Genomic DNA, 12663 nt, shown 5'->3' on the forward strand with positions numbered 1-12663 from the left:
GGGCGGCCGACGCGGTCGGCCGCCCCGACGGTGTTCATGGGACTACAGGGGGCGGGAATGGGTTTCTTCGACGGGCTGCGCGGCGCCAGCGTCGCCGACTTCGACTCGGGCAGCGCCGCGACCAACTCCATAGAACTCAGCAGGCGGCACCAGACGGTGTCCCTCACCAAGCAGGGCGCGGCCACCGGCCATCTGCGCATCAATCTCACCTGGCGGATGCGCACCTCCGACTTCGAGGCCGGCAAGCGCACCAGCCTCTTCCGGCACCCCTTCAAGGCCCTCAGGCCGCCGGAGGTGCTCGGTCACGGCCAGAGCATGGTCAACGTCGACCTCGACCTGGGCTGCCTCTACGAACTGACCGACGGCACGAAGGGGGTCGTCCAGCCGCTGGGCGGCTACCTCGGCGACGTCAACGCACCGCCGTACATCAAGCTCAGCGGCGACGACCGGTTCGGCTCGGCGTCCGGCGAGACGATGTACATCAACCTCGACCACCGCGACGCCATCAAACGCCTGCTTGTCTTCGTCTACATCTACGACCAGACCCCGGCCTTCGACCGCACCCACGCCATCGTCACGCTCTACCCCAGCAACGGCCCCCGCATCGAGATAGGCCTCGACGAGCGCCATCCCCAGGCCCGCTCCTGCGCGGTCGTCATGATCGACAACGTCAAGGGCGAGCTGGTCGTCCGTCGCGAGGTGAAGTTCGTGTACGGCTTCCAGGGGGAACTGGACCGGCTCTACGGGTGGGGACTGCAGTGGGGCCGCGGCTACAAGTCGAAGGTCGACCGCTGATGAGCCGGTAGGCGCACTCACCGCCCGATGAACTGCGGCCCCTGCGGAGGCAGCCGGAAGTCCGGATCCACCGGCCCCACGGCCACCGGCATCACTACCGGCGCGGGCTGAGGGTAGCCGTACGCCGGCGGAGCCGACGTCGGCTGCGGATAACCGTAGGCCGGAGGCTGCTGCGGAACCACCGGGGGCACCTCGTCCGACTCGTCCACCGAGATGCCGAAGTCCGTCGCGAGCCCCTTCAGTCCGTTCGCGTAGCCCTCGCCCAGCGCGCGGAACTTCCAGCCCTCCCCGCGCCGGTACAGCTCCCCGCAGATCAGTGCCGTCTCCGCACCCGTCTCCGGTTTGATCTCGAACCGGGCCAGCGGCTCGCCGTCGGCCACCGCCGCGTCGTACAGCAGGACGCACAGCGCCGGCACCCGGTCGAAGGTGACCCCGTCCGCGGACGCGACCAGCAGGATGCGGCCGACCTCCGGCTCGACGCCGGGCAGATCCGACTGGATCGTGTCGGTCAGCCCCTCGGCGACGCGCTTCTTGCCCAGCCGCCACACCTTTCCGGACGGGTGCCGGGGCTGGTTGTAGAAGACGAAGTCCTCGTCGGAGCGCACACGGCCGTCGGGGCCCAGCAGCAGCGCCGAGGCGTCCACGTCCGGAACCCCCTGCCCGGGGGCCCAGCGCAGCACGGCGCGGACCGTGGTGGCCTCCAGCGGGACGTTCGACCCCTTCAGCATCGTGTGCGTCATGCGGTCATCCTGCCTTCTCGGTCCTGGTCACGACAATGCGGGTGGTGTCCCAGAGCGCCGCCGACACGGGCGAGTTACCGGAAATTCATGCCCGCAGGGAACCCCTGACATGGATCCGTACGTACTATTACCGGCCACCCTTTACCGAATCCTGAGACTCGGGCCGCGCCCTGAAGGAGTCGTATGCGTCATTTCGGGCACCTCGCCCCCGAGGTGCGGCAGCGCCTCTTCCACCGGGAGCCGTGCGTGTTCACCACGGACTCCCCGGCCCGGCTGCTCGCCGCTGCCCTCGGCGCCACCCTGTACAGCCCGGCCACCCGGCCGCGGCTCGCCGACGACATCGTCAAGCAGGCCGGGAACGGCGTGGTCTCGATGGTGCTGTGCCTGGAGGACTCGATCGACGACGCGGACGTCGTGGCCGGCGAGGAGAACCTCGTCCGGCAGTTCGCGGAACTGGCCGCCCGGCCCGGAGCCGAGCCACCGCTGCTCTTCGTCCGGGTGCGCGCCCCCGAGCAGATCCCCGACCTCGTACGGCGCCTCGGCCCGTCCGCGCGGCTGCTGTCCGGGTTCGTGCTGCCCAAGTTCACCGAGGAGCGCGGCATCCCCTTCCTGGAGGCCCTGACGGCCGCCGAGGCCGGCAGCGGGCGCCGGCTGTTCGCGATGCCCGTCCTGGAGTCCCCGGAGCTGCTCTACCGCGAGTCCCGCGTGGACACCCTGGAAGGCATCCTCCGCGCGGTCGACAAGTACCGGGACCGGGTGCTGGCCCTGCGCCTCGGCGTGACCGACTTCTGCTCCTCCTACGGCCTGCGCCGCGCCCCCGACATGACCGCCTACGACGTCCAGGTCGTCGCCTCCGTGATCGCCGACGTCGTGAACATGCTGGGCCGGGCCGACGGCACCGGATTCACCGTGACCGGGCCGGTGTGGGAGTACTTCCGGGTCGCCGAGCGCATGTTCAAGCCGCAGCTGAGGCAGAGCCCCTTCCTGGAGGTGCAGGCCGTCGAGCTGCGCGAGAAGCTGATCGAGCACGCCATGGACGGACTGCTGCGGGAGATCTCCCTCGACCAGGCCAACGGCCTGCTCGGCAAGACCTGCATCCACCCCTCCCATGTGCTGCCCGTGCACGCGCTGTCCGTGGTCAGCCACGAGGAGTACAGCGACGCCCAGGACATCCTGCGGCCGGAACGCGGCGGCGGGGGTGTACTGCGGTCGGCCTACACGAACAAGATGAACGAGGTGAAGCCGCACCGCGCCTGGGCCGAGCGGACCCTGCTGCGCGCCGAGGCCTTCGGTGTGGCCCATGAGGACGTCGGCTTCGTGGACCTGCTCGCTGCCGGAATAAGGAACGCATGAACAACGCGGTGAACGACGGGGTCTGGTCCGGCAGCTGGGTCGCCGAGCGGCTCGGGGTCGAACTCGTGGGAGACGACGGCCTGCCGGCCCTGCTCGGCCTCGCCCTGCGCCGCAACCCCAAGCGGGCCCATCTGCTGGTGTCCAACGTCCTCGGCAAGCATGTGCCGCAGTCGCCGGCGGTGGTGTACGGGCACGGCCACCGCCTGGGCCGACGCGTCCGTGAACTGCTGGGCGAGGCCGAGGCCGCCGGTGCCGTGGTCCTGGGTTACGCGGAGACGGCGACCGGGCTGGGGCACGCGGTCGCCGACGGGCTCGGTGCGGCGCCGTATCTGCACTCCACCCGCCGGCCCGTGGCCGGGGTGGCCCGTGCGGGCGGCTTCGAGGAGAGCCACTCGCACGCCACCTCCCATCTGCTGCTCCCCGAGGATCCCGGTCTGCTGGCCGCAGATGGTCCGCTGATCCTGGTCGACGACGAGTTCTCCACCGGGAACACGGTCCTGAACACCATCCGTGAGCTGCACGAACGCTATCCGCGCAAGCGTTACGTGGTGGTCGCCCTGGTCGACATGCGCTCGCCCGAGGACGCCGACCGGATGGATCGGTTCGCCACCGAGATCGGCGCCCGGGTGGAACTGATCGCCGCTGCCTCGGGGACCGTACGGCTGCCGGAGGGGGTGCTGGACAAGGGGCAGCGGCTGGTCGCCGAGCACGACCGGCGGCACGGCTCGCCCGAGCCGTCGTACGGCCGTGTCACCCGGGTGGAGCTCCACTGGCCCGCCCGCCTCCCCGACGGCGGCCGGCACGGCTTCACCCCCGCCCACCGCACCCGCCTCGAAGCCGCGCTGCCCGCCATGGCCGCCCGAATACGCGACGCCCTGCCGCCCGGCGCCCGCCGCGTCCTCGTCCTCGGCTTCGAGGAGCTGATGTACGCCCCGCTCCGCCTCGCCCGTGAGCTGGAGCAGGTCACGGACCTGGAGGTGCGGTTCTCGACCACCACCCGGTCGCCCGTCCTCGCGCTGGACGACCCCGGGTATGCGATCCGCACCCGGCTGGTCTTCCCCGCGCACGACGACCCGGCCGACGGCCCCGGCGAGAGGTACGCCTACAACGTCGCGGGCGCCGGTTTCGACGCCGTCGTGGCCGTCGTCGACTCCGTCGCCGACACCCCCGCTCTGCACGCGCCCGACGGCCTGCTGGCCCGCCTCGCCGCGCACACCCCGCACGTCCTGCTCGCGGTCGTCCCGTCGTACGCACCGCACGTTTCCGAAAGGCCGGCCATGCTGCCCGAGCCCCTCCGTGGCCCCGCATTCTCCTCGTACGCGCCCGACGAGGTCGGCTGGCTGCTCCAGGACCTCTCCGAGGTCACGCTGGAGGCGCCGACCGAGGAGCGGGAGGAGGCCATCCAGAGCGGCGGCGCGCACTACGCCGAGTCGCTGCCGGTGGAGTACCAGCCGAGCGAGCAGTACCAGGAGCTGTTCCACTCGGCGCTCGATGCCTCGGCGGCCCGGATCGCGCAGGCCGTCGGTGTCGTGACCGAGGCGGTCATCGCCGAACGGTCGCCGCGCCCCGTGCTGGTGTCCCTGGCCCGCGCGGGCACCCCGGTCGGCATTCTCATGCGCCGCTGGGCGCGGTACCGGCACGGCCTCGACCTGCCGCACTACGCCGTGTCGATCGTGCGCGGCCGGGGCATCGACGCGGCCTCGCTGCGCTGGCTCGCCGCCCACCACGACCCGCAGGACGTCGTGTTCGTCGACGGCTGGACCGGCAAGGGCGCCATCACCCGCGAACTCGCCCAGGCCATCGAGGAGTTCGAGGAGAAGGAGGGCATCACCGGCTTCGGCCCGGAGATCGCCGTACTCGCCGACCCGGGCTCCTGCGTGCGCACCTACGGCACCCGGGAAGACTTCCTCATACCCTCGGCCTGCCTCAACTCCACGGTCTCCGGCCTGATTTCACGCACGGTCCTGCGCGCGGACCTGGTCGGCCCGGACGACTTCCACGGCGCGAAGTTCTACCGCGAACTGGCCGGCGCCGACGTCTCCGTGGCCTTCCTCGACGCCGTCTCCGCCCGCTTCCCCGAGGTCACCGACACCGTGGACACGGCGGTCAAGGAGCTGATGGCACAGGACCGCACCCCGACCTGGGCCGGCTGGCGGGCGGTGGAGCGGATCAGCGAGGAGTACGGCATCCACGACGTCAACCTCGTCAAGCCCGGCGTCGGCGAGACCACCCGGGTGCTGCTGCGCCGGGTGCCCTGGAAGATCCTGGCCCGCGAAGGGGCCGGAGCCGACCTCGACCACGTCCGCCTGCTCGCCGGGCAAAGGGGCGTCCCCGTCGAGGAGGTGGGCGACCTGCCGTACACCTGCGTCGGGTTGATCCACCCCCGGTACACGCGCGGCGCCACGGGCGCCGACGGCAAGGCGGTGAACGTCTGATGCCGGTGCTGGTGGCGAGCGACCTCGACCGTACGCTGATCTACTCCTCGGCGGCCCTCGCGCTGACCATGCCGGACGCGCGGGCCCCTCGGCTGCTGTGCGTCGAGGTCCACGAGAGCAAGCCGCTCTCCTATATGACGGAGACGGCGGCCCGGCTGCTGACCGACCTCGGCGACACGGCCCTCTTCGTGCCGACGACGACCCGGACGCGCAAGCAGTACCAGCGGATCAACCTGCCCGGCCCGCCCCCGAAGTACGCGATCTGCGCAAACGGTGGCCATCTGCTGGTCGACGGGGTCACCGACGCCGACTGGCACGCGGGCGTGCAGGCCCGGCTCGCCGCCGAGTGCGCGCCGCTGGCCGAGGTCAGCGAGCATCTGCTGCGCTCGGCCGGCCCCGCCTGGGTGCGCAAGCACCGCATCGCCGAGGACCTGTTCGCCTACCTCGTCGTCGAGCGTGAGCTGCTGCCCGAGGACTGGGTGAAGGAGCTGGCGGTCTGGGCGGAGAACCGGGGCTGGACCGTCTCCCTCCAGGGCCGCAAGATCTACGCCGTCCCCCAGCCGCTCACCAAGAGCGCGGCGGTACGCGAGATCGCCCGCCGCACCGGCGCGCAGCTGACGCTGTCCGCCGGGGACTCCCTGCTGGACGCCGACCTCCTGCTGGCCGCAGACCGGGGCTGGCGCCCGGGGCACGGAGAGCTGGCCGACGCGGGCTGGACCGCGCCGGAGATCGCGGCGCTGCCGGAGCGGGGGGTGCTGGCGGGGGAGCGCATCGTCCGCGAGTTTCTGCGGGCGGTACGGCAAACGGCCTGACGACAGGCCCTAGCCGCAACAGCCTCCGCCACAGCAGCCTCCGCCGCCCGAGGGGGCCGGCGCGCTCGTGCCGCCCACGGCCACGGTCGACAGCAGCTTGACCGTGTCGTCGTGCCCGGCAGGGCACGACGCGGGGGCGGCCGATTCCGCCATGGGACGGCTCAGTTCGAAGGTGTCACCACAGGTGCGGCAGCGGTACTCATAGCGAGGCATGGCCACAGATTAACCGGCCCCGTGCTGCTCGTGCGGCTGCTCCTCGGTCGCATCGGGGTGGCGGGCCCGCCAGTACGGGTTGTCGTGCGGCAGGGTCGAGCCGACCCGGCCGTACATGCCGAAGGTCATCAGCAGCAGGCCCACGACGAAGCTGAACAGCACGTTCTGGATCTTGAACGCCAGGAAGTTGTGCGCGGTGTCGAGCAGGCCGAGGAACAGGAAGCCGTTCAGCAGGAACAGCACGCCGAGCACCATGTTCAGTGTGGAGGCGACGTTCCCGCCGATCACCATGCCGACCAGCAGGATCGCTCCGATGCAGATCGAGAGCACGCTGAGCGCGCCGTTGGTGTTCAGTGCCGCGACCGTCGCACCGCCGGTGCTGAAGAAGCCGATGTGGTTGATCAGACCCAGGATGCCGAAGGCGACGAGGAACGCGCCGATCAGGCCCGCGCCGACCCGGTAGACCGTGTTCAGCCGGTGGTCGACGGGCAGGTGCTTGTCGAACTCGATCCGCCGCCGCGTGCTCGTGTGCGCTGCGTGTGTGGCCATGTCCGCCTCCCTCGGGGCGCTAGCGGAGGCCATGCGTCCATCCAATATCCGCCGACCTGACGGCGCCGTGCAACCGAGGGGACCGCACCACCCCCAGGGGCGCCGCTCAGTGCCCCCCGCGCTCTTCCCGGATCTGCGCCACGACCCGAGCCACGGCCTGCCGCACCGCGTCCATCTCGGTCAGGAAGTGCCAGTAGTCGGGATGCCGCCCCTCCAGCGTGCCGATCGCCCGCTCCAGCCGCCCCACCGCATCGTCCAGCGGCCCGGCATGCCGGGGATCCGGCGTCGTACGGCCGGTCATGGCCAGCCGCTGGGCGTCCCGGATCGCGAACCGGGTGCGCTCGATCTCGGCCTGCGGATCCTTCTGCACCTCGTTCAGCCGCCGCAGCCGGTCACCCGCGGCCGACACCGCCTCGTCGGTGGTGTTCAGCAGGGCCCGTACCGTCGACAGCAGCGAGGTCGCGTCCGGCCAGCGCTGGCCCTCGCGCGCGGCCTGCGCCTCGCGGAGCTTCAGCTCGGCCTGCCGTACGTTCTGCGCGGCCTGCTCCGGCACGTGCTGCAGGTCCTGCCAGCAGGCGGCCGCGAACCGGCGCCGCAGCTCGCTCAGCACCGGGTCCACCTGCCCGGCCCGGGTGGTCAGTGCCTGGGCCCGGGTGCGCAGGCTGACCAGTCGGTGGTCGATCTCGGCGGCCTTCTCCGGCAGCCGCTCGGCCTCGGCCTGGATCGCCCCGGCCTCTCGCTGCACCCGCTCGGCCCGTTCCAGCGTCTGCGTCACGCCGTGCCGACCCGCGCCCTGGTTGAGCCTGGTCAGCTCCGGGGACAGCGCGGCGAGCCGGCCGGCCAGGTCGTCGGCGCGCAGCCCCTGCTCCCGTACGGCGTCCAGGGCGTTGCTCGCGCCCAGCAGTGCCTGCCGGGCCCGCTCCACGGCGGGTGCCACCCGGGCCAGCTGGGTCTCCGCCTTGCCGAGCAGCGGCCCGAGCGAGTCGCCGAAACGGTCCAGCTCCTGCTTGACCCGGAGCAGCTCGTCCTTGGCGGAGGTCAGCTCGGAGCGCGCGCGGGACGCGGCCGAGGCCTCCAGATCGTCCCGGTCGAGATCGTGGGCGTCGACGGCCTGGATGTAGCGCTGGCTGACCTCGTCGATCCGCTGCCCGAGCGCCGTGAAGTCGGTGACGGCACGCCGGGCGGCGGGGGAGTCGTCCACGGCCGTGATGGTCTCGATGGAGATCCTGAGGTCCCGCTGGGCGGTGTCCAGTTCGTAGAACGCGGCCGCGGCGGCGTCCTTCGCCGCCTGTGCCTCGGCGCGCTGGCTCTCGGCCCGGCCGCCGAACCAGCGCCGGGTGCCACCGCCGGCGAAGGCGGCGGGCAGGGCGAGCGCGGCCAGCACCGGCAGGCCGATCAGGGTGAGGGTGTCGCGCAGTGCCGTGGACCCGGACCGGGTCGAGGCGGCCGACGGCGGGTACGACCGCGTCGCTGGCGTGCCCGGTGTCGCCGTCACATCCCTCTCCCGTGCTGTGCTTCGCCGTGGGTGGTGTCATTCTCCCACCCGTTGTAGACGAACACACGGCCCGGTCAGTTCGCGGTACGGACCGTGACCTTCCCGTCCGAGGAGTGGGCCGAGACCCGGTGCGGGCTGTTGTCGTCGCGGGGCACGGACACCGACACCCCGCCGTCGTCGGCACCGGCCGACACCCGGTAGGCGCCCTTGGGCAGGACGACCGTGACGGCGCCGTCGGTGCTGGAGGCGTCCACCAGGTCGGGCGTGCCGGACAGCTGCAGTTGCACGGAACCGTCGCTGGTGTCCGCCTTCACCCGGCGGGAGGAGACGTCGGCGCTCAGCGAGCCGTCGGCCGACTTCAGGTCGAGCGGCCCGCTGGAGTCGGTGACGTGTACGGCGCCGTCGCTGGTGTCGACGCTCAGCGGATCCTTGAACCCGTGCGCCCGTACGCTGCCGTCGGCGTTGTCGATCTTCACGCTGATCCCGCGCGGAACCTCGATCCGGTGCCGGGACGAGCAGTCGGCGATGAACCCCGAGCAGTGCACGCGCAGCACCAGCCGGTCGTCCTTGAAGGACCACCGGGCCGTCGGGTCGTGGCCGACGACGACGGATCCCTGGAACCACCGGGTCACGTCGACGGTCCCGGGCTTGGCGGAGTCCGTGGCGACGACCTCCAGGGCCGAGTCGTCGGAGTCGACGGTGAGGGTACGGCCGTGCAGGGCGAAGGAACGGTGGTCGGGGTGCGTGTCGTCACCGGCGTCGGCGCCGCAGGCGCTGACCCCCGCGACGAGCACACCGGTGACGACGGCCATGGTGGCGGCACGGACGGGAACGGAACGGGCCATGTGCGGGAACTCCCCCTGGGATTCGGTCTGTGAGGACCGTACGCGGGCCGGGGCGGCCGGGACGATGAGGACCACTCCCGGACCGGGGGTGGGGATAACCCCCGCACGCCGTCCGTTACGGGTTTGCCGTGCACTGCTTCCGGCAAGGTAGGCTGTCGACTCGTCCTGGGCGCGCAGCCCGGGAGCCGGGTGCGTAGCTCAGGGGTAGAGCGCCTGCCTTACAAGCAGGATGTCGGCGGTTCGAAACCGTCCGCGCCCACCAGACAGCAACCCCCGGCCGTGCGGCCGGGGGCCTTTGTCATTCCTCCCCGCTCTCCTTCTCCTCGCTCGCCCGCGCGTGGGCGAGCTTCAGGCTGGTGCGGGCGTCCACGCGGTCCGCCACCGCGACCTCGGTCCAGAAACGGTGCGTGCTGACGAACACCGCGAGCTCGTGCTCGCGGCGGCGCAGCTTCTCCACCTCGGCCTGTTCGTCCGCCGTCCAGCCCGGGGACGCGGGCCGCTCCACCTTGCGCCAGCCGGTGTCGTCACTGAAGCCGTCGGCCGGCTCCACCGACCAGGGCAGCCGCTTGAGCAGGGCCGACAGCTCGCCCCGGACCTGATGCAGCTCCTCCTGACCGGCGAGGAGGTCACTGGGGAATTCATAGGTCGTAGCCACGCGACAATGCTACGCCTGTTCGATTTTGGGTGGCGAGTTCGGTTGTGAGGTTCACGCGAACGGGTGGGCCGCGCCCGGCCGGGTTCACCGGGTGCCGGCTCAGTGCCCGGCGGCCCGCAGTTCGCCCACCAGTCGGGCCGTCACCGGCACCGGTACGCCGTGCCGGTCCGCCGCGCGCAGCAGCGCCCCGCCGATGGCGTCGAGTTCGAGCGGGCGGCCCGCCTCGGCATCGCGCTGCATGGACGACTTGGCGCCGGGCGGGAAGGCGTCGTACCGGCCCAGGGCCCGGTCCGGGTCGGCGGGGGCGCCGCAGGCGCGGCTGACCGCGGCGGTCTCGGCGACCAGCGCCTCCAGCTCCGCGCGGTGCCGGGTGCGGACCTCGCCGAGCGGACGGCCGTACCGCGTGGTGAGCAGGGCGAACGGGGCGAGGAACGCCATCTTGGCCCACAGGGCCGCCGTCTCGTCCTCGACCACGCGGGCGGTCGCGCCGGTGGAACCGAGGGCTGCCGCCAGCTCGTCGAGGCGGGGGCGGGGTACGGAGTCGCCGGCGAGGTCGAGCTCCGTGAAGGGGCTGCCGTGTTCGATCACGCCCGGTGCGATCCGGGTGGACTCCACCCGGATCACGGCGGGTGCCACGCGCTCGGGCCGGTAGCGGGCGCGCAGCACGGCGGGGTGTTCCACGCCGTTCAGGATCGGTACGACGAGGGCGTCACCGAGCGCGGCGGGCGGGACGCGGGTGAGCGCGGCGTCCAGGGCGGTGTGCTTGACGGCGATCAGACAGGCGTCCACCGGCTCACGGAGTTCGGTGTCCGCCTCGACGGGGGCGGTGAACTCGCCGAACTGCGGGCTGCGGACCGTGATTCCGCCACGGCGCAGGGTGTCGGCCGTGCGGTCCTGGGCCAGGCAGATGACGCGGTGTCCGCAGTGGGAGAGCAGGGCGGCGAGGAGGCCGCCGGTGCCGCCGGGGCCGAGGATGGCCACGGTGTGCTTGGTGGTCATGAGGATGTTCCTCTCGTCGGTCGGCCCCGGGTGTCGGTGGCCGCCTTCGGCACGATCGTCGCATCGGGATTCGAGGCGCGTGAGACTGGGGGTATGTGCCGGAGTATCAAGACGCTGCGTCCGCCCGTGCTGCCCGGTGAGGCCACGGAGGAGGACATCCATGCCGCCGCGCTGCAGTACGTGCGCAAGGTATCGGGTTTCCGCGCCCCTGCCGCCCACAACCGCGAGGCCTTCGACCGGGCGGTGACCGCCGTGGCCGAGGCGACGGCGGAACTGCTCGGGACGCTGGAGGTGCGGGGCCGGTCGGTGGGAAGCGGGGGATAGCCAACAGGCCTGCACGCCCGCCGCCTTCTGTCTGATAAACCGTCAGGGAACCGCGCACGCAAGGCGGTTCGCGTTCGGGGTGACCGCGGCGGGGGTACGGCCTGGTGTGGATTAGGTCACGCTTTCGGATACTGGCCAAATGTTGAACTTGCAAGCATTGATTAGGCAGCCCTAACCTGGGTCCTCCATTCGGTACCGCCGCCCCCACGACCGGCCACGCACACCACCGTCCCCGGCCGGTCCCACCGACACCGAAGAGGAGAACCCCCTCATGTCCGCACGTCTCAACTCCGCTCAGCCCTATGCCCTCGGGCTCTTCCGCATCGTCGTAGGCCTGCTCTTCGCCGTGCACGGCGCCGCGTCCCTCTTCGGCGTGCTCGGCGGAGCCATGGGCACCCAGGGCGGCACGATCCCGGCCGGCACCTGGCCCGGCTGGTACGCGGCCGTGATCCAGCTCGTCGCGGGCGGCCTGGTGCTCCTCGGGCTCGGCACCCGCGGAGCCGCGCTGGTCGCCTCCGGTTCGATGGCGTACGCCTACTTCGACGTCCACCAGCAGGTCGCGCTGTGGCCCATACAGAACGGCGGCGAGCTGTCGGTCCTGTTCTGCTGGGCGTTCCTGCTGCTGGTCTTCACCGGCTCCGGCGCCTTCGGCCTCGACCGGCTCGTCGCCCGCCGCACGACCGGGGGCGGCCGGTCCGCCACCGAGCAGACCCCGATAGCCGCCTGACGGTTACGGCGCCCTTCCCTGCCACGAGGGGGAAGGGCGCCCTGCTGTGCGCGCCGGCCGCCCCGCCTATGACGCTCCGCCGAACGGCACGCTGAAGCAGGCCGCTCGCGCGCCCTTGGTGCCGGGCTCGCTGTGGATGACCAGCGAGGAGGCCTGGCCCTTGCGGAACGCCCAGGTGTGCGTGGCGCTGGCGTGGCCCTTGCCGGCCGCGTCGGACTTGAAGTCCAGCCAGACCTCGTTCTTGTTGTTGACGTGGGCGGCGTCCATGCCGGGCGTGTTCTGGTAGTGCTTGCCGGCGTCGGCGGGCTTGGTGCCGCAGGCCTTCTGGTGGACGTGGACCCCGAAGAGATGGTTCGGTTTGACGCCGGTCACCCACAGTTCGACTGTCGTGGTTTTGTTCGTGGCGGTGTGCTGGTAGACGCGGATCTGGGAGCCCGCCGGCACCAGGGCCTGGTCGTACGTCAACGCCGTCGACTTCACGGTCGCGTTCGGCGGGGAGAACACGCCGTTGCTCTCCACCGTGTAGTCATGGGCGATTGCGCTCCCGGTCGCGAACAGGGCTGCGGCAAGGGCGCCCGCGTGTACGGCTGTCACCATGATGACCACCTTTTCCTGCGCTTGCGCGCCGTTTGTTGGGGATGCCTGCCTGATGTCTGCCGGATCGTCGCCGGATTATCTGCTTGATGTCCGTCGGCAGGCGTCTCTCCATTGCTACGGGGCG

General features: G+C 71.7%; 14 protein-coding genes and 1 tRNA gene. 7 read left to right on the forward strand and 8 right to left on the reverse strand.

The features are described from left to right. Nucleotides 1–57: 57 nt before the first annotated feature. Nucleotides 58–795 (forward strand): TerD family protein, encoded by a 738-nt coding sequence (locus BFF78_RS29210; protein WP_069781132.1) that lies wholly within the window; start codon nt 58–60, stop codon nt 793–795. Nucleotides 796–812: 17 nt separating this feature from the next. Here the strand turns inward: BFF78_RS29210 and BFF78_RS29215 are convergent, their stop codons facing one another. Continuing rightward, nucleotides 813–1535 (reverse strand): TerD family protein, encoded by a 723-nt coding sequence (locus BFF78_RS29215; RefSeq protein ID WP_069781133.1) that lies wholly within the window; start codon nt 1533–1535, stop codon nt 813–815. A 183-nt stretch (nt 1536–1718) separates the two neighbouring features. Here BFF78_RS29215 and BFF78_RS29220 point away from each other — a divergent pair, with 183 nt between their 5' ends. From BFF78_RS29220 to BFF78_RS29230, 3 genes are read left to right on the forward strand one after another with little or no spacing between them, the layout of a single operon-like run. Next, nucleotides 1719–2888, forward strand: a complete 1170-nt coding sequence (locus BFF78_RS29220) for an HpcH/HpaI aldolase/citrate lyase family protein (RefSeq protein WP_069781134.1) — start codon at nt 1719–1721, stop codon at nt 2886–2888. Continuing rightward, the gene (locus tag BFF78_RS29225) at nt 2885–5323 is read left to right on the forward strand and encodes a phosphoribosyltransferase (RefSeq protein WP_069781135.1); all 2439 of its coding nucleotides are present in this window, start codon (nt 2885–2887) and stop codon (nt 5321–5323) included. Before BFF78_RS29220 ends, BFF78_RS29225 begins: the two co-directional genes overlap by 4 nt. Then, nucleotides 5323–6135 (forward strand): HAD family hydrolase, encoded by an 813-nt coding sequence (locus BFF78_RS29230; RefSeq protein ID WP_069781136.1) that lies wholly within the window; start codon nt 5323–5325, stop codon nt 6133–6135. Before BFF78_RS29225 ends, BFF78_RS29230 begins: the two co-directional genes overlap by 1 nt. Before the next feature lie 9 nt (nt 6136–6144). On the opposite strand, the gene BFF78_RS43785 is transcribed toward BFF78_RS29230, so the two are convergent. The 4 genes from BFF78_RS43785 to BFF78_RS29245 all read right to left on the reverse strand — a co-directional run bounded on the left by BFF78_RS43785 (nt 6145) and on the right by BFF78_RS29245 (nt 9237). After that, a complete protein-coding gene (locus BFF78_RS43785) occupies nt 6145–6348 on the reverse strand; it encodes an FmdB family zinc ribbon protein (RefSeq protein ID WP_079161868.1) in 204 nt (67 codons plus the stop codon). A 9-nt stretch (nt 6349–6357) separates the two neighbouring features. Then, nucleotides 6358–6897: a DUF4383 domain-containing protein gene (locus BFF78_RS29235; RefSeq protein WP_069781137.1), complete on the reverse strand. Its 540-nt coding sequence runs from the start codon at nt 6895–6897 to the stop codon at nt 6358–6360. 106 nt (nt 6898–7003) lie between these two features. Then, nucleotides 7004–8392 carry a coiled-coil domain-containing protein gene (locus BFF78_RS29240; RefSeq protein ID WP_069781138.1) on the reverse strand — a complete coding sequence of 463 codons (1389 nt, stop codon included), beginning with the start codon at nt 8390–8392 and terminating at the stop codon, nt 7004–7006. Nucleotides 8393–8466: 74 nt separating this feature from the next. After that, on the reverse strand, nt 8467–9237 hold the full coding sequence (locus tag BFF78_RS29245) for a DUF4097 family beta strand repeat-containing protein (protein ID WP_069783882.1): 771 nt from the start codon (nt 9235–9237) through the stop codon (nt 8467–8469). A 187-nt stretch (nt 9238–9424) separates the two neighbouring features. On the opposite strand from BFF78_RS29245, the gene BFF78_RS29250 reads away from it, so the two are divergent. Next, nucleotides 9425–9499: transfer RNA gene (locus BFF78_RS29250), tRNA-Val, on the forward strand. Between the two features lie 36 nt (nt 9500–9535). Here BFF78_RS29250 and BFF78_RS29255 read toward each other — a convergent pair. Together BFF78_RS29255 and BFF78_RS29260 are read right to left on the reverse strand one after the other, a co-directional pair. Beyond that, nucleotides 9536–9892, reverse strand: a complete 357-nt coding sequence (locus BFF78_RS29255) for a hypothetical protein (protein ID WP_069781139.1) — start codon at nt 9890–9892, stop codon at nt 9536–9538. 99 nt (nt 9893–9991) lie between these two features. Then, on the reverse strand, nt 9992–10891 hold the full coding sequence (locus tag BFF78_RS29260; RefSeq protein WP_069781140.1) for a ketopantoate reductase family protein: 900 nt from the start codon (nt 10889–10891) through the stop codon (nt 9992–9994). A gap of 93 nt (nt 10892–10984) precedes the next feature. On the opposite strand from BFF78_RS29260, the gene BFF78_RS29265 reads away from it, so the two are divergent. Both BFF78_RS29265 and BFF78_RS29270 read left to right on the forward strand, forming a co-directional pair. Further along, nucleotides 10985–11215: a DUF2277 domain-containing protein gene (locus BFF78_RS29265; protein WP_193433556.1), complete on the forward strand. Its 231-nt coding sequence runs from the start codon at nt 10985–10987 to the stop codon at nt 11213–11215. Between the two features lie 271 nt (nt 11216–11486). After that, nucleotides 11487–11942, forward strand: coding sequence for a DoxX family protein (locus BFF78_RS29270; RefSeq protein WP_069781142.1), 456 nt, complete (start codon nt 11487–11489; stop codon nt 11940–11942). A gap of 66 nt (nt 11943–12008) precedes the next feature. Here BFF78_RS29270 and BFF78_RS29275 read toward each other — a convergent pair whose 3' ends face one another. Then, the gene (locus BFF78_RS29275; protein ID WP_069783883.1) at nt 12009–12539 is read right to left on the reverse strand and encodes a superoxide dismutase family protein; all 531 of its coding nucleotides are present in this window, start codon (nt 12537–12539) and stop codon (nt 12009–12011) included. Between the last annotated feature and the right edge of the window lie 124 nt (nt 12540–12663).

Source organism: Streptomyces fodineus, from assembly GCF_001735805.1.
In the GTDB taxonomy this organism is placed as follows: domain Bacteria; phylum Actinomycetota; class Actinomycetes; order Streptomycetales; family Streptomycetaceae; genus Streptomyces; species Streptomyces fodineus.

Excerpts from the sequence above, each read along its gene's own strand:
- BFF78_RS29210 (WP_069781132.1), top strand. The coding sequence starts at position 58 with ATGGGTTTCTTCGACGGGCTGCGCGGCGCCAGCGTCGCCGACTTCGAC.
- BFF78_RS29215 (WP_069781133.1), bottom strand. The coding sequence starts at position 1,535 with ATGACGCACACGATGCTGAAGGGGTCGAACGTCCCGCTGGAGGCCACC.
- BFF78_RS29220 (WP_069781134.1), top strand. The coding sequence starts at position 1,719 with ATGCGTCATTTCGGGCACCTCGCCCCCGAGGTGCGGCAGCGCCTCTTC.
- BFF78_RS29225 (WP_069781135.1), top strand. The coding sequence starts at position 2,885 with ATGAACAACGCGGTGAACGACGGGGTCTGGTCCGGCAGCTGGGTCGCC.
- BFF78_RS29230 (WP_069781136.1), top strand. The coding sequence starts at position 5,323 with ATGCCGGTGCTGGTGGCGAGCGACCTCGACCGTACGCTGATCTACTCC.
- BFF78_RS43785 (WP_079161868.1), bottom strand. The coding sequence starts at position 6,348 with ATGCCTCGCTATGAGTACCGCTGCCGCACCTGTGGTGACACCTTCGAA.
- BFF78_RS29235 (WP_069781137.1), bottom strand. The coding sequence starts at position 6,897 with ATGGCCACACACGCAGCGCACACGAGCACGCGGCGGCGGATCGAGTTC.
- BFF78_RS29245 (WP_069783882.1), bottom strand. The coding sequence starts at position 9,237 with ATGGCCCGTTCCGTTCCCGTCCGTGCCGCCACCATGGCCGTCGTCACC.
- BFF78_RS29260 (WP_069781140.1), bottom strand. The coding sequence starts at position 10,891 with ATGACCACCAAGCACACCGTGGCCATCCTCGGCCCCGGCGGCACCGGC.
- BFF78_RS29265 (WP_193433556.1), top strand. The coding sequence starts at position 10,985 with ATGTGCCGGAGTATCAAGACGCTGCGTCCGCCCGTGCTGCCCGGTGAG.
- BFF78_RS29270 (WP_069781142.1), top strand. The coding sequence starts at position 11,487 with ATGTCCGCACGTCTCAACTCCGCTCAGCCCTATGCCCTCGGGCTCTTC.
- BFF78_RS29275 (WP_069783883.1), bottom strand. The coding sequence starts at position 12,539 with ATGGTGACAGCCGTACACGCGGGCGCCCTTGCCGCAGCCCTGTTCGCG.